This window comes from Oscillatoria sp. CS-180, assembly GCF_028330965.1.
Lineage (GTDB): Bacteria > Cyanobacteriota > Cyanobacteriia > Phormidesmidales > Phormidesmidaceae > Halomicronema.
This window is the reverse complement of the sequence record NZ_JAQMUB010000087.1, coordinates 79,432-98,562: the sequence shown is the minus strand read 5'-3', so window position 1 is coordinate 98,562 and position 19,131 is coordinate 79,432. Positions and strand designations below refer to the sequence as shown.

At 48.4% G+C, this 19,131-nt stretch carries 17 protein-coding genes; 10 read left to right on the top strand and 7 right to left on the bottom strand.

Going from position 1 to position 19,131, the window contains the following annotated elements; translation table 11 throughout:
• A complete protein-coding gene (locus tag PN498_RS21845) occupies positions 1–729 on the bottom strand; it encodes a Uma2 family endonuclease (RefSeq protein WP_272065530.1) in 729 nt (242 codons plus the stop codon).
• 166 nt (positions 730–895) lie between these two features.
• On the opposite strand from PN498_RS21845, the gene PN498_RS21840 reads away from it, so the two are divergent.
• The 6 genes from PN498_RS21840 to PN498_RS21815 all read left to right on the top strand — a co-directional run bounded on the left by PN498_RS21840 (position 896) and on the right by PN498_RS21815 (position 2,957).
• Positions 896–1,060 (top strand): DUF4058 family protein, encoded by a 165-nt coding sequence (locus tag PN498_RS21840; protein ID WP_272065529.1) that lies wholly within the window; start codon positions 896–898, stop codon positions 1,058–1,060.
• 27 nt (positions 1,061–1,087) lie between these two features.
• A complete protein-coding gene (locus PN498_RS21835; protein WP_272065528.1) occupies positions 1,088–1,252 on the top strand; it encodes a hypothetical protein in 165 nt (54 codons plus the stop codon).
• Complete coding sequence (locus PN498_RS21830) at positions 1,245–1,655, top strand: nucleotidyltransferase domain-containing protein (RefSeq protein ID WP_272065527.1); 411 nt, start codon at positions 1,245–1,247, stop codon at positions 1,653–1,655. Before PN498_RS21835 ends, PN498_RS21830 begins: the two co-directional genes overlap by 8 nt.
• Positions 1,645–1,968: a HEPN domain-containing protein gene (locus tag PN498_RS21825; RefSeq protein WP_272065526.1), complete on the top strand. Its 324-nt coding sequence runs from the start codon at positions 1,645–1,647 to the stop codon at positions 1,966–1,968. The genes PN498_RS21830 and PN498_RS21825 overlap by 11 nt, the downstream gene beginning before the upstream one ends.
• Positions 1,969–2,139: 171 nt before the next feature.
• Complete coding sequence (locus PN498_RS21820; protein ID WP_272065525.1) at positions 2,140–2,526, top strand: DNA phosphorothioation-associated protein 4; 387 nt, start codon at positions 2,140–2,142, stop codon at positions 2,524–2,526.
• 98 nt (positions 2,527–2,624) lie between these two features.
• Positions 2,625–2,957 (top strand): DUF5895 domain-containing protein, encoded by a 333-nt coding sequence (locus PN498_RS21815; protein WP_272065524.1) that lies wholly within the window; start codon positions 2,625–2,627, stop codon positions 2,955–2,957.
• Between the two features lie 9 nt (positions 2,958–2,966).
• On the opposite strand, the gene PN498_RS21810 is transcribed toward PN498_RS21815, so the two are convergent.
• Both PN498_RS21810 and PN498_RS21805 read right to left on the bottom strand, forming a co-directional pair.
• Positions 2,967–4,517 (bottom strand): hypothetical protein, encoded by a 1,551-nt coding sequence (locus PN498_RS21810; RefSeq protein WP_272065523.1) that lies wholly within the window; start codon positions 4,515–4,517, stop codon positions 2,967–2,969.
• A gap of 118 nt (positions 4,518–4,635) precedes the next feature.
• Positions 4,636–4,866: a helix-turn-helix domain-containing protein gene (locus PN498_RS21805; RefSeq protein WP_272065522.1), complete on the bottom strand. Its 231-nt coding sequence runs from the start codon at positions 4,864–4,866 to the stop codon at positions 4,636–4,638.
• Positions 4,867–4,968: 102 nt separating this feature from the next.
• Between PN498_RS21805 and PN498_RS21800 the strand changes: the two genes are divergently transcribed.
• Positions 4,969–5,610, top strand: a complete 642-nt coding sequence (locus PN498_RS21800) for a hypothetical protein (RefSeq protein ID WP_272065521.1) — start codon at positions 4,969–4,971, stop codon at positions 5,608–5,610.
• 854 nt (positions 5,611–6,464) lie between these two features.
• Here PN498_RS21800 and PN498_RS21795 read toward each other — a convergent pair.
• The 3 genes from PN498_RS21795 to nfi all read right to left on the bottom strand — a co-directional run bounded on the left by PN498_RS21795 (position 6,465) and on the right by nfi (position 9,427).
• Positions 6,465–6,749: a DUF3288 family protein gene (locus PN498_RS21795; protein WP_272065520.1), complete on the bottom strand. Its 285-nt coding sequence runs from the start codon at positions 6,747–6,749 to the stop codon at positions 6,465–6,467.
• Positions 6,750–6,854: 105 nt separating this feature from the next.
• Positions 6,855–8,279 (bottom strand): NADP-dependent phosphogluconate dehydrogenase, encoded by a 1,425-nt coding sequence (gndA, locus tag PN498_RS21790; RefSeq protein WP_272065519.1) that lies wholly within the window; start codon positions 8,277–8,279, stop codon positions 6,855–6,857.
• A gap of 416 nt (positions 8,280–8,695) precedes the next feature.
• Positions 8,696–9,427 carry a deoxyribonuclease V gene (nfi, locus tag PN498_RS21785; protein ID WP_272065518.1) on the bottom strand — a complete coding sequence of 244 codons (732 nt, stop codon included), beginning with the start codon at positions 9,425–9,427 and terminating at the stop codon, positions 8,696–8,698.
• Between the two features lie 571 nt (positions 9,428–9,998).
• On the opposite strand from nfi, the gene PN498_RS21780 reads away from it, so the two are divergent.
• The 3 genes from PN498_RS21780 to PN498_RS21770 all read left to right on the top strand — a co-directional run bounded on the left by PN498_RS21780 (position 9,999) and on the right by PN498_RS21770 (position 16,978).
• Positions 9,999–11,870: a hypothetical protein gene (locus PN498_RS21780; protein WP_272065517.1), complete on the top strand. Its 1,872-nt coding sequence runs from the start codon at positions 9,999–10,001 to the stop codon at positions 11,868–11,870.
• Positions 11,871–12,083: 213 nt separating this feature from the next.
• Positions 12,084–13,931, top strand: coding sequence for a lipase family protein (locus tag PN498_RS21775; protein WP_272065516.1), 1,848 nt, complete (start codon positions 12,084–12,086; stop codon positions 13,929–13,931).
• Positions 13,932–14,179: 248 nt separating this feature from the next.
• The gene (locus tag PN498_RS21770; RefSeq protein ID WP_272065515.1) at positions 14,180–16,978 is read left to right on the top strand and encodes a UPF0182 family membrane protein; all 2,799 of its coding nucleotides are present in this window, start codon (positions 14,180–14,182) and stop codon (positions 16,976–16,978) included.
• 141 nt (positions 16,979–17,119) lie between these two features.
• On the opposite strand, the gene typA is transcribed toward PN498_RS21770, so the two are convergent.
• The gene (gene typA / locus PN498_RS21765; protein WP_272065514.1) at positions 17,120–18,910 is read right to left on the bottom strand and encodes a translational GTPase TypA; all 1,791 of its coding nucleotides are present in this window, start codon (positions 18,908–18,910) and stop codon (positions 17,120–17,122) included.
• Positions 18,911–19,131: the final 221 nt, after the last annotated feature.

The following is a 19,131-nucleotide window of genomic DNA, read 5'->3' as shown; positions in this document are numbered from 1 at the left end:
TCATTCTGAGTCAGGGTCAAGTCCCATCTCTCTCAGCCGTGCAGCTAATCGATCAGCTCGTTGCTGGGCTTGTTCAGCCTGCTGCTCTGCGGATTTAGCCGCTTCTGAGGGGGTCGGCACCGGCATCCCGTCAGAGGTAAAGAACCGCAGTTGAGACTCGTGAATCCCCAGATACAGATCAAGCTGACGGCTGTGTAGATGACCGTGAGCATTCGGCTCAATTGCCTGGTACTCTCCTGCCATCAACACAAATCCTTCGAACGCTAAGGTTACGGGATCAACCCAAAAATATTCTGGTGTTCGAAAGATGTCTTGATAGACCTGCTTTTTCGAGGTTTTGTCGGCCTTCGCGGTTGAGTCCGACAAAACCTCGATAATGACGTTGGGATACTTGCCACCCTCTTCCCAAACCACCCAGCTTTTACGAGTGCGGCGCTCAGTATCAAGCACCACAAAGAAATCCGGTCCCCGAAAATCTTGAGACTTGATTTGTTTGGGGCTGAAGTAGATGGTCAGGTTGCCAGAGGCGAAAAAGTCTTGTCGATCTTGCCAGAGCCATTCCAGGCTAGTCAGCAAGGCCACAATTTGTCGCAGGTGTAAGTCGCTTTCCAATTGGGGTTCGTCGCTGTAAAGATCGCCGGGAGGCACAACAATCTCTTCGGCTGGTTCGGGGTTCACCTCAGCTGGTGTGGAGGTGACTGTGGCTTGACTGTCTTGAGTAGTAACCATAGCGAACACATGTACGCTCTCGGATGAACTTATTCTACGCTAACGCCTGCAAGTTGATCCTGCGATCGCAATCCTCCCTTTTATCCCCAAGTCCAGCGATTCATAACATTTGCCCATTAAGACAACCTTTACCATAAGAACATCGTTAGCACGTTTGGGACTACGAATGCGATGGTTGATTTGGCAGCTTCAACCGCTGCTGCTGCGAATTTATAAAAAAGGGCGATACTATCTGGCGATTGACTATGAACAACCGCTTGCGCCGCCTTTAGTAGCAGACGATGCCGCTTGGCTGACAGACCAGATATCAACAGCTGATGATAGAACTTGAGAGGTGTTATTACCTAGTGAACGATGATTGCGCGATCGCATCGGACGGGAATATGTGCTGGTCTACAATTCGTCCAAGAATGCCGTGCAGGCGGACTCGATGCACATTGGCGGCGAGACCTACCCGCTGATTCGCCGAAGCCCCGATGAGTTTGAGTTCACCGAAATCGTGGAGGTGCAGCGACATGGGTGAAATAGCGACAGTTACCGATGAGCTAATTCAAAGGATGGTGCAAGCGATCGTGCAAACGGTTGCACCTGAGCAAGTAATTTTGTTTGGCTCTCAGGCTAGAAGGGAAGCGGGTCATCATTCTGATGTTGATTTATTGATCATCCAATCAGAACCATTTGGGCCTCACCGTAGCCGCATTACAGAAATGACCAAGATTTGGCGTTCTTTGGCTAAATTTGGTGTGCCGACTGACATCGTGCTGTATAGCCGGAACGAAGTAGACACCTGGCAAGGCAGCCGAAATCATGTCACAACGCGAGCTTTGCAGGACGGGCAAGTGCTATATGAACGACCTCGATCAGGCCAAACTGCTGCTAGAGGTAGCGGCAAGGGACTTGCGAGCACTGGAGGGGATGCAGAATGAAACTGTGTTTGCTGACGAAATCTTTGGATTTCATGTGCAGCAGGCGATCGAAAAATGCCTCAAAGCTTGGATTGCGGCATTAGATGAAGTGTATCCTTACACCCATGATTTGGGAGTTTTGCTGAGCTTTTTAGAGCAACACCAATGCGATGTTGCTGCTTTCTGGGATCTCTTGAAATACAACGCCTTTGCCGTTCAGCTTAGGTATCAAGTCTTGTTAGAGGAGAGTTTTGTGATTGAAAGAGCATCGACACTTATGCAAGTACAAGCGTTGTACTCATTAGTGCAGAAGGTTGTTGAAGGACGCTCCTAGATTAAAGCTGAAGCCACTAGAAAGTAACTGAGATAATATGGCAGATAGTCGGATTCGGATTGCGAAGGATAAGGCGGAACGGGTGCGATCGCTGCGGGATGGCCGTGACGTAAACGAGCAAATCTGAAATTCCATTTGTAAGATAAAGGACAACTTTCACGGATTTGAAGGATGGCGATCGCGCGGGTTTACGTTTCAGAAGATAAAGCCGAGCTAGTCAGAAACTTGCGGTCAGCACAGGGCAATACGGGGCCGTTTCGCACCTATGCCGATGTTGTATCGTTTGCTGCGGTGGTGGGCTTTAACGGATCGCGGAAGGTGCCGCTAGATAGCTACTCCCGCAAGGAGCCTGACCCAGTGCCCCAAGAGCAGTTCCGCAATGCCAATAACATTGGTTTGATAGCGCTGGCAGATACTCAAGCCCCAGCTATTTTGCGCGATGACGATGAGTGCGATCGCCGCCGCGTCGAAATTTTTCAGGAATATGTGAACGGGGGTTTGGAAATTCTGTCGGCAGAACTCAGCGGCACGTGGATTATGCGGAGCAGCTATTGCTGATGCTGAAGATGCAGAAAGAGACAGGGCGGGGCGATCAGGAGTTTGACCTATCTCGTTTTTTATAGCGCTAAGGCGATTGCTCCTTGCTGGCTAGACCAATGATTCTGGGCAAGTCCAAGCTGATGATGTATCACTGCGACATTGGTGAGTTTATCGGCTATTACCAGAAATCCGTCTACGACTGCGTCATCCACATCCTGAAGCAGTCCTATCGTGCCTACTTAATCACCAAGGATAAGCAGTTAATGCACGAATCGCCGCTGATGCTGACCACCAAAGGTTCCTGCAGCAGCAGCTTTGGCGAAACAGTGAGGAACTTCCACCGCGAGATGAGCAAAGCTTACGGGGTAGCGATCGGAGCGATCATCTCAGTGATGAGGCGCTCGTTTTTCTTAAGAGGAAGTTCTTCAAAACTTTCAGCTTCTATGTGATTACAGAATCTAGATTGACCAGTATTTTCCAAGAATTTCGGAAGACTCAAAATTGACCAATTCATTCCTGGCACTTTCAACATCGAGCCAATGAGAAGAATTTAGGTACGAGGAAATTAGTGGGGCAGCTACAATCTGCTCATAAACATCAGTGTTGTCAGATTTTGATATGGATTTTAGGATGGAGTTCATAATTTGAGCAGATAAACTTCTGCCCGTTTGAATGGTCAACAAAAATTCTGATGTTTCAGAGAATAAGCCACCGTGAAGTATCTTATGCCTATATTCGAGTAGTTTTAGAGTTTCTTCGTGGTTGTATATCACTTCTATTTTTTCTAAGAATACTTTAAGGTAAGTGGATAGAGCAGGAGTCTTTCCATCTGCGTGATTTTTCTCCATAGACCTCTTCTTTCTTTGTGCGACATCAGGATGATTCATTAGAAAACTATACCCACTCAAGCCCCAAAACCAATGAGCAAAAAAGTATTCAATTGATGAGCAGATAGCCAGGATCTGCAAACCGGAAGAATAGTCTTTAGAGAGTGAAGACTTTAAGTTGAATAAACCTCTCTCCATCCTTTCTTCAAGAGGACAACACTCTAGAAAAGCTTCAAGCATTGAGCTTAGATCTGAACTGCTTGAGTTTTGAGTAGGCCAGTGAGTTGCATTTGTATTTAACCGAATATGTTCAAAAACAGGTAACATAAGACCATTTATAGATCTTCCTGAAATTGAAACTTCATATTCGTAGTAGATAGGTTCGATTACTCGACCAGCAATGATCGAAATATAATCGCACAGTTTCATGCTAATCAGTTCTAACTGTTTCAGGACATCTGCACAGCCATTAAAGTTATTGGTCTCTTCACCGTCAACCTTAATTTCGCCCATTAAGTTTTGCTTTTCTAACTTGAGATCAAAAAAAGAAAATTTATAAATGATTTGTTGATCAATACTTACGGTTTCGACAGAGGAAAAGCTCTTCCTTGATTTTCCACACCTGAATAAGTATCCTGACTTAAGAAGACAGAAGACTTCAGGTAAAACTACGTTATTGTCAACGTTCAAGCTTTCAGAAATATTATATTTGTCCTTAAACGAAAACTCATCAGACAGATATACTTTCAATCTAATAGAGTTTGGTTGTTCATTATTTCTGTCAAGCAAGAAATGCTTCATTTCATCTTCTTGATAACGAACGTATCCAGGAAACTCCAAGGAGATGATTTCGTATGCTGCAAAAATTCCGCTTTCTACACAATTTCTTGAACTGTCGAGCTTGGTTTGAATAGAAGTAAAAAAACCGAAAATAATCAACTTCCCAGGAATTATAATTTTAGTTTCATTCTTGAACTGATTTATAAAGCCGAGAGTTTCATGTGATCCTTTTTCTATTTTCCTGGAAGCTGTTCTCTTGAAGACTTTGGTTGAAACACTTATTTTGTCATGAAAGTCAATTGCAATATCTACATCTACTCTAAATGAAAAATCCTTTGCACAAATGCTTGCTTCTTCACGAAAATTGAATTTTCCAGGGAAATTTTGATGGCGGAAAATCATTTATTCTTGAATTTGATGCAGTAAATGATTGTCATTATAAGTGAAAGTTGATGTTGAGGAGCGGATATTAGGCGATGAGAGATTAAGGGCAATCTTGGTGAGAATGAGAGAACGCGGGTTATTCATCCACAATCACCCCTAGATACAATCGCACAAACTCCTTAGCCGCTATTGGATTAAGCACCTTAAGCGCCTGAGTAATCTGAGCAATATTTTCAGCACTGGGATCTAAACCGTGATACCAGCGCCCTACATTGGCACGGCTAATTCCCATTTCTACAACCAGCCGATTTTGGCTGATGCTGTAAGTGTCTAAAACTTGCTTCAGTGCTTGGCTTGCCTTTCCCATGCTCTGATCGTGTCAGAGAGAATGGTTAAGAGTAAAGTGAGGGTAGCTTTCTTCCGTTTAATTACCTCATCATCAAACGTTTCTTCCCTGCTCCATTGATCCATGACCCAAGCCATTCAGCAAAGAAAGAAACCCTTTTCCAGTTTTACCTATCGGCAAGCCTTCAAGCATCTAGGCATCACCGAGCTCAAGCGATGGGAACTCTCGGCAGAACCCGTTCCCATCAGTGATTTTTTTCGCCAGCGATTAGAGCGGCTGCAGTGGTTTGACCTTGAAAGTCTGGAAGTCTCTAAAACACTACTGATTGATGCTATCTGTGAAGAGGGATTGGAGGGATATGAAAGATTGAAGGTATGGAAGGGAGCTTACCTAGAGGGAGAAACTGTTTGCGGCAATGTGGAATACTTGATTGCAGAGCGGCGAGCCTATTTAGAAGCACCGTTTGGCTGCATCATTGAAGCCAAGAAAGATGACTTCGAGCAAGGGGCAGCCCAGTGCCTGGTTGAGATGCACGCTTGCCAGTGGGCAAACCGCCAGATAGGGCAAGACATGGACACTTATGGCATCGTTACCAATGGTGAGGGCTGGAAGTTCTATCAGCTAACTCGGCAGGGGGAAGTGTCTGAATCATTGCTGTATGGCATTGGTGAAATGTCGATCTTGCTGGGACTGTTGCGGATGTTCTTTAACTTGTGCGATCGCAACTTGCACGGCTCCGGCACTCCAGCACCCAAGGAAGCTTAATTAGGAAGCCTCAGAGGAAATCATCATGCCCCTTGATAGGGAAGCCTTCACCTACGACGAAGAATGGCTATGAGAGGCAGTGCGCATTTATAAAGAGGCTGGCGGTGATATCAGCGCTGCCCTGATTGGAGCACTCATCTAAGAACGGTGATGGCTAATCTCCAGGGCTACAGCCAAGACCACATCTACTCTCATCCGATCTCACAGACTTGCTCTAGTAGCTTCTTTCATTTTAGCTCCATAGTTTTTAAGGAGGATTCAGTGGCTAAAGTATCAAAAATTACATAATGGTCTTTTTGTGCCATAATAGTTATCTCCTGACTATAAGGTGCTGGATGTTTCCGAAGACTGAAGTATCAGCAATCAGAGGTAGACCGAGCAGTTACTCACTCAGAGGGTTCAGTCATTACAGTTGAGTACAAATTTGATATAGCTGCCAAGTGAACCGGCAACCTTGTCATTTGAGACTATTCCAATGACAAGGAGCAATTTCCAGGATGGGGATGAAGTCCACAGGCTGATTACTGGACATTTCTGATTCCAGAGCAAGAGATTCTTGTCTTCAAGATAGAAAAGTTAAGGGCTTTAGTTTGGGAATGACAGACATCTCTCAAACAAAGGAGTTATAGCCAATAAAGGGTAAAACACAATTGGCTATCTAATACCCTTCCTTCAGGCTAGGAAAGGAGCCTTTCAGATCAAAACTCTTGACTTGAAGAAGCTTTGAAATTATGTAGCAGCGCCGCCTAAACACGACGTTGAGGCGAATGGCACAAAGGTTATTGGTGAGAAGATGGGGCGATCGCGATCGCGGCTATCGTGCTGATGCTGTCTTTCTTATTTCCGACCATTAGTTAACTCCAGTCTTCGCGGTTGCGTCCCAAATTTTGGTACAGTCCCCCTTGGGCATGCAAAACTCGGGTCTTCTCGTACAGTTCGTCTTCAGTCATGCCAGATTTATCCAGCGCCTTTTTGAGATCTCGCTGAATATCCCGTGCACCTGGAAACCCTCGGTAGCGAATGATCAATCGACCCAGCTCCGCCAGATTATAGTTAGTGAGTTCCTCAGCCAGCAGCTGATTCACGATCGCGCGATCGCTTCGATACTGAGGATGATCCTGGTCAGTTTTATCAGTCATTGCGCAGAAAAAGACAATTCAAGCAGCCAACAGCCTTGGGCAACAGGCAGCGTAGGAACAACCATACCGTTATCCTATGCCCCTGTCACCCAAGCATGTCATCACTTACTTGACTCTAGCTGGGGCCTTAATCCACTCCGTGTGGAACGTGCCTTCCTTGTCTACCCGTTCGTAAGTGTGGGCACCGAAATAATCGCGCTGAGCCTGAGTCAAATTTTGAGGTAGGCGATCGCGGCGATAGCTATCGAAATAATCCAACGAGGCGCTGAAAGCGGGTACCGGAATACCCAACTCAGCCGCCATCGAAACGACTTCACGCCAAGCATTCTGACGATCTAGAATCGTTTGCTTAAATTCAGGCGCTAACAGCAGGTTGGCAAGCGCAGGATTTTCATCATAAGCGTGCTTAATCTTGTTTAAGAAACCCGCCCGAATGATGCAGCCGCCTTTCCAGATCCGAGCTGTTTCACCCAAATCGATACCGTAGTCGTAGGTTTGAGAGGCTTTGCCAATGAGCGCCATGCCCTGGGCATAGGAGCAAATCTTTGAGCAGTAGAGCGCATCCCGAATTTTGTTGACGGTGGCTTTGATATCGCCTTGAAACTTAGTGCTAGGTCCACTCAGTTCCTTGGAAGCTGCCACACGTTCCTGCTTGATGGAAGACATAATCCGGGCGTTTACAGCCGCAGTGATAGTGGGGATCGCGACTCCCATTTCAAGGGCACTGATGACGGTCCATCGTCCCGTTCCCTTTTGTCCGGCAGCATCCACAATCATGTCAGCGAGGGGATTACCGTCTTGGTCTGAGTTGGTGAAGATATCAGCTGTAATTTCAATCAGAAACGAATTCAACTCTTCCGTCTCGTTCCAGTCAGCAAACACCTCATACAGATCATCTTGACCTAGACCTAAAACGTTTCTCATTAAGTCATAGGCTTCGGCAATGAGCTGCATGTCGCCGTACTCAATCCCGTTGTGCACCATTTTGACGTAGTGACCTGCACCACCGGGACCAATGTAGGTTACACAGGGACCGTCATCGACTTGAGCCGCAATTTTGGTGACGATATGCTCAATTTCTGCGTAAGCGGCGCGAGTTCCTCCAGGCATTAAGCTGGGACCATTCAGAGCACCTTCTTCTCCACCACTGACACCCATACCAATGAAGCCCAAGCCCGTTGGTTCCAACTCTTTTACCCGACGCTCAGTGTCTTCGTAGAGGGAGTTACCACCATCAATAATCATGTCACCTTCCTCAAGTAAAGGCTTGAGCTGATCGATGACAATATCAACTGGGCCACCCGCCTTCACCATCACCAAAATGCGACGAGGACGCTCAAGGGAAGCGACAAATTCTTCTAAAGTAAAAGCAGCCTTGACGTTCTTACCGCCAGCCCGCTCAGCCATAAATCGGTCGGTCTTTTCGCGCGATCGGTTGTACACCGCAACGGGAAAGCCGTTGCGTTCTACGTTTAAGGCCAGGTTTTCACCCATGACCGCTAGGCCGATTACACCAAAACTCTGTGCCATAAAAAGTCTCTCTAACTTGCCTAAGCGAACAATATGGATGCTGATAGCAGGCTTGCCCTCAAACGGTACTTTAATGGGGTGCGCACATCCACATCCCAGGGCAACGCATCACAGCGATTGTGTTTAGGGTAAACAACTTTTTCGGCGGCGGAATTAACTCAAAGGTTTTCTTTGGAATGCAGCGAGAAATATCTATCTATTGATGTAGTTTGTCAATACTTCATCAAAATCGCCCGGAGCATTCTGTTATAGCCAGTGCCAGTTTTGTTGAGACAAGACGACGGGCTATCTGGCGATCGCGAAGCACCCGGATGCTCGTTGGTGCACTAGCTTGAATGGCTAAAGCTCTATCTTCCAGGCCCCTTTTCCCATCACACAGTTCCCCATCACACAGTCCCCCTATCTACCAGTCATTGTCATAACAGCGTCATCTGCTCGCCCTCATCGGCATTCCCCTGACCAGAGTTAATCGGTGGCAGTTTGCCGCGATCTGAGGCTAATCTGTCCGCTAGTCGGGTTGTTTCGGGTAGACGATACTTAGGCGTGCAGCGCAGCACATATTCCAGCGCCGTAGACAAGCTGATGCGATGGCCTAGTGAAATATAGAGGGGGTTCGTGTTGGTTCGACTGCGAAGCACTGCACCAATCGTTTCCGTTTTATCTAATAGCGGTACCCAAGTCCCTTTATCTGATGGCACGTCTGCGTGAGTTCCTACTAATCGCGATTTGGCAACACCAATGGTGGGACAATCAACAATTAGCCCCAAATGACAAGCGATACCAAAACGACGAGGATGAGCTAAACCTTGCCCGTCGCAAAGAATCAGATCGGGCGTGAGTTTCAGAGCTGAAAGCGCATCCAAAACAGTTGGGATTTCGCGGAAAGACAGCAGTCCTGGAACATAGGGAAACGAAGTCGGACGCTTTTTAAGGGCATAGTCAACCAGCTGTAGCGATGGGAATTCCAGCACGACAACAGCGGCACGAGTCACGTTGCCACCTTCCTCGAACCCAGCATCGACCCCTGCAACTAGCTCAATCGACTCTGGTAACTCATCTTGCAATGAGATTTGCGATCGCAATTCATTTTGGAGTGCGATCGCCTCAGCAGCCGTCTCAGGCCAGGCAGTGGGATAAACAAAATCCATCGGAACAACGTTATCAATCCAGAATTGAAGACTGGTGCACAATGAGGAGAGAGAGGCATTTCGAAGTCGGTATGAGTAGCTAGAGCGAAAGTCCCTATCACTCGTCTGGTCTCTTGCTAACTGCTCTCCGTAAGCCAGGTTAACTATACCTTGACCCGTTTGATCGAGCCTAGTCCTCGACGGCAGAGGTATAGTGACTAATCCAGCGTCTAGTACACTACGGCAGACATAGGCTCACCCTTTAAAACGCTCGGAAAGCTTATCTGCCTTAGTTTTATAGAGCTTTGCTCTTCTTGCAGAGTATTCTGAATTTTGAATTCCGCGTAGCGGTACTTGCTCCTCTGCTCCCCTACTCTCGGTAACAGTGCCAAAACTTATGCCATCCAGTACTACTAGGACTAAGTCTCCTATGGGACTACGCAAGATGTTCATGAAAGGGCGTTGGGTCGCAATCGTTCTCCTGACCACTTTCCTGGCCGTATGGTTTTCCCCTTATGTGGCGCTTGCCAAAGCTCCGCCGAGAGTGTCAGCCGTTCAAGGTTCTTCGCCTGTGTTTTCTACTACCCGTGCCATGAGTTCTGAACGCCGACAAGCATTGCTGGCTCAAATTCAAGCTCAGCCTAATGGCACTGTCTCCCTGCCCAACTTCGATCTCAGCGAAAACACGTTTCAGTTTTCCAATTCAGAACTAGTGAACGCAATTAACTTGCAGCGTGATGCGGCAGCTTGGGAAGCAGTCCTAACCGAACAACTGGAACAGCTCTTTGGCACTCAGGTCTGCATTGGTAGTGAAGTGAGAGCCTGTGTGCTGACCTCGGCGGCTAAGGACTGGCTCCAAACTCAGCTGGAACGGATTGATTTGGGCATTGGCGAGGGCATGGCAGCGGCGGCCCTATCGCTATGGCAGCAAAATCCCCCGCAAGCTATTCCTTGGTGGCAGCGACTGATCAACCTCTTAGTGGGGCGAGTCGTGTTTGGGTTAGCGCGATCGCTCTTTGAACTGCAAACATTCATCGCCAATTTGTTTTTAATGCAGGGGGTGTCGGAAGTGTTTCAGCCAACTCAAGACATCCGAGAAACCTTTACGCCCACAGAGATCTTGTTCACCATTCTGGATATCTTTGCGACGGGCTCGTTGAATCCCTTCACGATGGGTATCTATCACATTGTTAGAGGCGGCTTGATGGAAGGTCACGCGCTACTGCCCTACCAAGTTGAGAACAAAGGCGATGGACAGTACTGGGTCTATGTTTACGACAGTAACTATCCGGTTGGCAGAACCGATACCCCGTCCAATCTGTACGTAGAGTTTGACACGAACGCAGACACTTGGCGTTATCAACCCACCTCTGACAGTCCTGAATTCAAAGGTGACGCTACTAGCAAGAACATTGACCTGACTCAGCTCTCGTGGCGACAGATTGAAAAGCAGGATGATCCACCCTACAGAGGTCCTTTTACCTGCCCATTTTGCAATGCCGAAACCTCCGACTCAGTTGAACCGACGATCGAAATTAGCCTCATAGGTGAAGGCACGCTGACGGTTGTTCCCTATGGCAGCGCGAATGACAGTGTTGACGTTTCAGAACCCGTGACGGTTGTTCCCTTTAAAGGTGGGCTTAATCAAGATGTGCCGCCTAGCTATCATTTGCCTGCTGCTTTCTTAAACGAACCCTTGCAAATTACCCTCAGTGGCAAAGCGGGGTTGGCTACGCAGTTAGTGACCTTGCAACTTACGGGTCCTGGCTACACCGCTAATTTTTCGACTATTCCGCTCGCTGCTGATGAGACGCTAAAGCTTTATGCTGAGCTAAATCCGACTGGTCCAGCTCTGACCTTTGTCAGCAACCAGGCGACTGAGCTCCCCCTGCTTTCCATTCACCTCAACGACGACAGTTCGACCTCTACGTTTGACTCCTCCACTGCCGATACGTTCTCCTTTACCGAGCGTCAGGTCGCCAAAAGCTCTGAATTTGAAATGAGTAACTTGAGACTCCCTGCGGGCAAACGAGTCACTATGGCAGCCCGAGAGGATCTCAAAAGACTCTACTTGGGGGATGATGATGGTGCGAAAAGTCGCTATAGCTTGATAGTGAGGAACCGAATCGTTATTCGCGATCGCATTCAAGTCGGTGAACGGCGGCCTGATTTCATCAACTACACCTTGACTTACGAAGAAGATTTGCGGACTCCCGAAATAGAAGTGGCGGGCGACACCCAAGCGTACTTTGACTATGACCGCACCTTTCTCGATCCAGCTGATAAAACTCGTGAAGAACTGCTCACCCGTTTTGAGCAGCGGGGTTTTCCTATCACCATTGCCTATGAGCCTTTGACCAGCCCCCCTGAGGAAGTTGGTCCGCTTAGGCTAATCCCAACCGAGGCTCCACCCATAGCCGAGCGAATTTTTCAGAGTACTCTCTGGAGAACATCAGCTGAGTGAGAGCTTGTGGCAATCGCGAACTAGCTACGGTCAATTACTTTCAGGTCTTACGCATTGCCCCCCGGCGGCCTCAGATTTTGAAGGATGCTAGGGCGATGCGTAAGGCCTATTAACAATGGTTTCTACACGAGTCCTAGAATTAGGAGTGGATGCTATTGTCTGTTTTTTGGGTAGCATCAGAGGCATCTAAACTCCACCAGAATGACAGAATTTATGGGTATTAAACTAGCATCCACTGCATTTGCACTATTAGCGTTTTCTCTTATAAGTCTCACTATTCCCCTCGTAGCAGCCGCAGAGACGTCTTTGGGATCGGCGGTTTTAGCGCAAAGCGCACCGACATTTGAAGAGGTGTTGATTCAGTCGCAATTAGGTGCTCAATGGATGGCGGCTTTTGCTTTGCTGATGGCGGCGATCGCAGCCGTAGCCGGTATTGATCGCTATCTCAAAGACAAGCAGTGGAAAAGACGCGAACTGGCTCGCAGCGTTGTTGAAGACTTTACCCGCAGAAAGGCAATCCGCAACGTTGCCGACATTCTGGATTTTGAAGAATACCGGCTGTTTGAAACCCGTCTGCCAGAGGACGATCGCCTAATTCGCTTCGAGGCAACGGATGAGCGGCTCCAGCGGGCATTGCGCTCCCACGACCAAATGGTGAAAACGCGACGCGGGCTGAATATTCTCACGCAGATGGCCGAGCAGCCCGGGAAAATGGACGAAAACACGGTGCGTGTTTTAGAGAAATATCGGGATGAAGAATTTGTTCTTGAACTGACACTGCGGGATTGGTTCGATGAGTTCCTCGGCGCATTGGAAGCCTGTGAGAATGCAATTGTTGCAGGCATTGTGACCGCTGAAGATTTAAAGCCATTTATTTATTATTGGGTCCAGGTTATTAGCGATCGCCGGTTTCGTCGCGATGGGGGCTCTGGATTCTACGATCAGCTTTTTCACTATATTTATTGGGCCGGATATACGGGTGTCCAAAGCTTATTCGAACGGTACGGCTACAAGATTCTGCCGCCTCCCTACTCCACCCATGATTTCGTCAATATTGATCGCGACAATTCTGTGATGGATGCCTTCAGAGCGCTCTGCATGGCAAAAGCGGCTCACCTCGTTTATGAAGACCAAGAGTATGTCGAAGATATTGTTCGTCTCTGGCTCAGTGATGATAGTGACAACCGGTGGATGAAGCAAAATCCAGCCGATTACGCGATTGATGTGATTAAACACTGGCTTAAAGAAGGCGACAGCAGACGCAACATTGATATTAGTGACAGCTATAAGTATTTGCTGAATCGTGTCACCGATACTCAGGCCTTTATCTTTCGGAAAAATCAGCACATTGTTCTTGTTTTCAGGGGAAGCCAGCAATCAGCAGATTGGGGGACCAATTTCAAGTTTCGCATGAAGCAGTTTGCCATTACGTATGCCCAGCAGGATGATGCTATTCCTACCGGAGAGGTTCATCGCGGATTTCAGGATGCTTGGCAAAGCGTTGAGAAGCGTGTGCTGTATCGCTTAAAGAAATGGTGGACACCCGAAACCCAATTTTGGATTACAGGTCACAGTTTGGGCGGCGCGTTGGCAGCCCTTGCTGCGACCTCTTTGGAATATCAAGGATTTCCAATAGCAGGACTTTATACCTTTGGGCAACCGAGAGTCGGTGACTGGAGCTTTACTCGACAGGTGAATACTCACATGGGCGATCGCATGTTCCGCTATGTCAACAATAACGACGTTGTGCCGCTCATTCCCCCCCAGGTCAATCCTCTAAATCCAGGCCGCCTGTACGGTCACATGGGAATCTTTCGGTACTTTGATCGACGGGGCAAACTGCACGACAACTCCTATCTAAGCCAGCGCTGGCTTGACCGTTTGCTAGGATTCATTGCCGGGCTAGGCCAGCCGGGAGCCGATATCGTCGCTGACCACAAGATGGAATTCTACGTGCGGTATCTGCAAAAAGAGTTGGACATTGAAAAAGATCGCCTCAAAGCCAAACGAGAAGATGCTTTAGAAGCCAGAGAAATTCTAGAAATGAATAAAGCTCGCTAGGCTAGAGATAGCCGTTGCCAGTTCCGTCAGGACAAGATGGCAAGCCATCGGGCTAGTACCGCTACCCGGATTCAAAATGCAAAATTCAAATGCAAAACTGCCTCATAGTGAAACTTTTGAGCATTTGGAATGATGCATATACTTCCGCCGTTAAGTGCTAGGCGCTAAGCACCTAGATGCTATTAGGTGTACTAGTCTAGATAGCTAAGGCTATGAATAACTCAGTACTGTGTAGATAAAGATCGATTGTGAAACGCGCTAATTTACCTGACTTCGGTCGTCGCCCTCCGTTGGTCCTGTTGGGGGCGGTCGCCTTGCTCCTCATCCTGGCTTTATCAGGAGCCATCGTTCATTTGGTTACGGAGTCTTGGTGGTTTGCGGCAACTGGGTACGACAACGTTTTTTGGACGCGCCTGCGATGGCAGATTCTAATTTGGGTGCTGGCATTGTTGAGCTATGGCGCGTTTCTATACGTCAATTATCGGCTGGCGCTCTGGCTAACTCGGGAATCTTCGTGGCGAATGCTGGAGCAATATAACCTGGATGCTCTAGCGGACTATCTCCCTCGCTACCTCGCGATCGCCTTTGTTGTTTTGGTTTCCTTTAATGCGGCAACGGGAAGTGCAGCAGCCTGGGATAATATCCTCCAGTTTTTTAACTTCACTCCCTTTAATGACGTTGATCCGCTGTTTCAACAGGACATTAGCTTTTACGTTTTTCGATTGCCGATTTATGAGGGGTTGCTGTCCGCGATTGTCGATCTTCTTATTAGCACACTAGTGCTGGTGTCGGGCATTTACCTATTGAAGGGAGAAATTCGACCTGAACGCGGCTGGAAATACTTCCTTACGGGAAATGTCAAAGGCCATTTGTGTATTTTGCTAGCTGCAATGGCGATCGCGGTCTCGGTCGGATTTTTCTTCAGACGATATGACCTGCTGTTTTCCCCCGATGGTGTTGTTTTTGGTGCCGGCTATACGGATGTTCACGCCAGACTTCATGCCCAGTGGACAATGGCGTTCGTCACGCTGGCGATCGCGGTTCTTTTCATTCTGTCCCTATGGCGCAGCGGCTTTGTCTGGCCCACGGTCGGAATCAGCCTTTACCTTTTGGTGTTCATTCTTGTTGGGGGGGTGTATCCCTGGTTTCAGCAGCGGTTTTTGGTGGAGCCGAATGAACTTGCCCGGGAAAAACCATACATCGAACACAGCATTGCCTTTACCAACGAAGCCTACGACCTCGATCAGGTTCGGTCCGAACCGTTTCCAGCGGAGGAGGCTTTGGACCGAGAATCCCTTTCTAATAATGCCTCGACGGTTGATAACATTCGCCTTTGGGACTATCGTCCTCTGCTGAGCACCTATCGACAGCTCCAGGAGATTCGCCTTTACTACCGTTTCAAAGATGTCGATGTGGATCGCTATGTCTTGAATGACGACTATCGTCAGGTTATGCTTTCAGCGAGGGAATTAGACTATACCGAAGCGCCTCCTGAAGCCCAGACCTGGGTCAATCAGCGACTGAAATTTACCCACGGCTACGGCATTGTGATGAGTCCGGTGAATCGCGTTACGCCTGAAGGGCTGCCGGAGTTGATGATTCAGAATGTGCCGCCTGTTTACACGGTTGATTTGGAAATCGAGCAGCCTCGTATCTATTACGGTGAGGCCACTGATTCCTATGTCTTTACGGGAACCACGACGGACGAGTTCGATTATCCCCAAGGCGACACGAACGCCCCTTATCGATATGACGGGACTGGAGGCGTACCGCTAAGTTCTTTTTTGCGGCGTCTGGCTTACGCCTACGACATGGGTAGTCTCAAGGTGCTGATCTCTAACTACATTACAGAAGAGTCTCGCGTACATTACCACCGCACGGTTCTGGAGCGTGCGCGGCAGATTGCCCCTTTCCTAACCTATGACAGCGATCCCTATATTGCTGTCATTGATGGGCGGCTGAAGTGGATTATTGATGCCTATACGGCGAGCGATCGCTATCCCTATTCCCAGCCCCTTATTCGCAGCAACGATATCGGTGCGCTACAAAGCAACAACACTATCAACGACTTAGCACAAGGTGGTAACAACTACGTACGAGATGCCGCCAAAGTCGTTATCGATGCTTATGATGGCACCCTGAACTATTATGTTGTGGATGAAGCCGATCCGATTCTGGCAACTTATCGCAAGATTTTTCCTGACCTATTTCAGCCAGCTAATGAAACGCCGGACATGGTTCGGCAACATTTTCGCTATCCTCACGACCTATTCACGCTACAAGCGCACATGTATCGCACCTATCACATGGGCGATCCAGAGGTCTTTTATAACCGAGAGGACGTTTGGCGGTTCCCCACCCAGGTCTATGAAGAAGACCAAATTCGCATGGAGCCGTATTACTTGATCATGCGCCTGCCCGATGCTGAGCGGGAGGAATTTATGCTCATTCTGCCGTTCACGCCCATTAATAAAGACAATATGGTGTCGTGGATGGCTGGGCGCTCGGATGGCGATAACTATGGCAGGCTACAGCTATACGAATTCCCCAAGCAGCAGTTGGTCTATGGTCCGAGCCAGATTGAAGCGCGCATTGACCAAACGCCAGAAATTTCTCAGCAGCTAACGCTCTGGAGCCAACAGGGATCGCGGGTGATTCGAGGCGATTTATTGGTCATCCCCATCGAACAGTCTCTGCTGTATGTCGAACCGGTCTATTTGCGAGCAGAGCAGGGAGAACTCCCGGAACTAAGGCGGGTTATTGTGGCTTATGACAATGATGTGGTGATGCAGGAGACGTTGGAGGAAGGTCTCTCCGCTATTTTTGGCGATCGCCCTTCTCCTTCAGAAGCAGCCGTCACACCCGCTTCTGATACAGTGTCGGCAGAGGTGCCCAACCTCTCTGCTGATCAAGCCAGCCGCATCCAAGAGGCCCTAAATGCTTACGAAGCGGGGCAACAGGCACTCCAAGACGGAAACTGGGAAGCTTATGGCGCAGCACAACAGGAACTAGAATCCATTTTGAATCAGCTGAGTGAGGAGCTGTAGAGGGTAGGGACGCGATACATCGCGTCCCTACACAATGTTGATAGGAATGATTGTGCTGTGTCCTGATGATTGATGGACCTTACGGAAAACGCCTTCTCAATCTCGATGGACTGAGAAGGCGTTTTTTTGCAAGGCGTCTTTTTATCGCTTGACGAGTTTTTTGGACAGCTTCCGTAAGCGAATAGACTCCGGAGTAACTTCTACCATCTCATCAGATGCAATGTACTCCAGACCACGTTCCAAGCTCATCTCCATTGGGGTCTGAAGCTGAACCAATTCATCGCCAGTCGCTGAGCGGTGGTTAGTCAATTGCTTAGTCTTGCAAACGTTCAGCTCTAGGTCTTGTGGGCGATTATTTTCACCAATGATCATCCCTTTGTAGACTTTGGTGCCAGGAGTGATGAAGAAGACGCCTCGATCTTCAGCATTCTTGAGCGCATAGAAGGTGGCGGTTCCTTCCTCAAAGGCAATCAAAACGCCGTTGCGGCGAGTTTCAACATCACCGCTCATGGGACGATATTCCAGAAAGCTGTGGTTCATCAGACCTTCACCCCGAGAGATCCGCATAAACTCACCACGAAAACCAATCAGTCCACGTGCTGGAACCACAAATTCTAGGGTGGAGCGGCCGTTGCCGGTGACTCGCATATCTTGCATTTCACCGCGCCGCTGACCTAGACGCTCCATACAGCCACCCACAGCATCTTCAGGCACGTCTACAACTAGCAATTCGTAAGGCTCACAGGGTTTGCCGTTAACTTCTCGGAAAATGACCTGAGGTTGAGATACCTGGAACTCGTAGCCTTCTCGACGCATGTTCTCAATCAGGATGCCGAGGTGAAGTTCACCACGACCGGCGACTGAAAAGCGGTCTGGAGAGTCTGTTTCTTCGACTCGCAGAGCGACATTGGTCTCCAGTTCGCGCATCAGACGATCGCGCAGTTGACGAGAGGTGACAAACTTACCTTCCCGACCGGCAAACGGCGAGTCGTTTACAGCGAAGGTCATGCTGAGTGTAGGCTCATCAACACTGATCAAAGGAAGCGCTTCGGGATTGTCTGGACACGCGATCGTTTCACCAATATTGGCGTCGGAGAAGCCTGCGATCGCAACAATTTCCCCAGCACTGGCTTTTTCAATTTCAATCCGCTGTAGACCTTCAAAGCCCAGTAGCTTGCTCACCTTCGACTTGGTTTGAGAACCGTCTCGGTTGATTAATACAGCCTGCTGTCCGGTTGAAATAGTGCCGTTGTGAATTTTGCCAATAACGATGCGACCTAGATACTCAGAGTAGTCCAGGGTTGTCACCTGAATTTGGAACGGCTTTTCAGGATCGCCGACAGGAGGGGGAACATTGTCAAGAATTGACTCAAAGAGGGGCTGCATGTCTTTACCCTCATCGTCCAATTCTTTTTTAGCAAATCCACTTAGGCCGGATGCATAGAGGTAAGGAAACTCACACTGATCGTCATCGGCTCCTAGCTCGATGAACAGATCTAAAACTTTGTCGATCGCGTTGTAAGGATCAGCTTGAGGACGGTCAATTTTGTTCAAGACCACGATGGGACGCAGTCCTTTCTCAAGGGCCTTTTTGAGCACAAAGCGAGTTTGCGGCATGGGACCTTCGTTGGCATCCACAATTAGAATGCAGCCGTCTACCATCCCTAACACGCGCTCCACTTCGCCACCAAAGTCGGCGTGACCCGGAGTATCGACAATATTGATCAGCGTATCTTGATAGCGGACAGCCGTATTTTTCGACAGGATCGTGATACCGCGTTCCCGCTCAATGTCGTTAGAGTCCATCACGCAGTCTGGAACATCTTCCCCCTCACGGAAAATACCGGACTGTTTTAGAAGCGCGTCTACGAGCGTCGTTTTACCGTGATCAACGTGAGCAATGATAGCGACGTTGCGAATGGGAAGAGTCATGATTCTTCGAAAGCCTGTTGTATTTAGAAAGTTGAGATCGCGTAAAGGGATGTCCCCAAACAGTAGCCAATCTTAACAATTGTAACGCACGCTTCTATCCCTTAGTGTGTCTTCGATTTTGGAATCTTGAGAGAAAAATAATAGACCTGTCTCGCTCGTCGAAAAAACGGGCGATCGCTCAAGATATCAGGCTCTATCACAGGAATGATCTGTAAACTCGA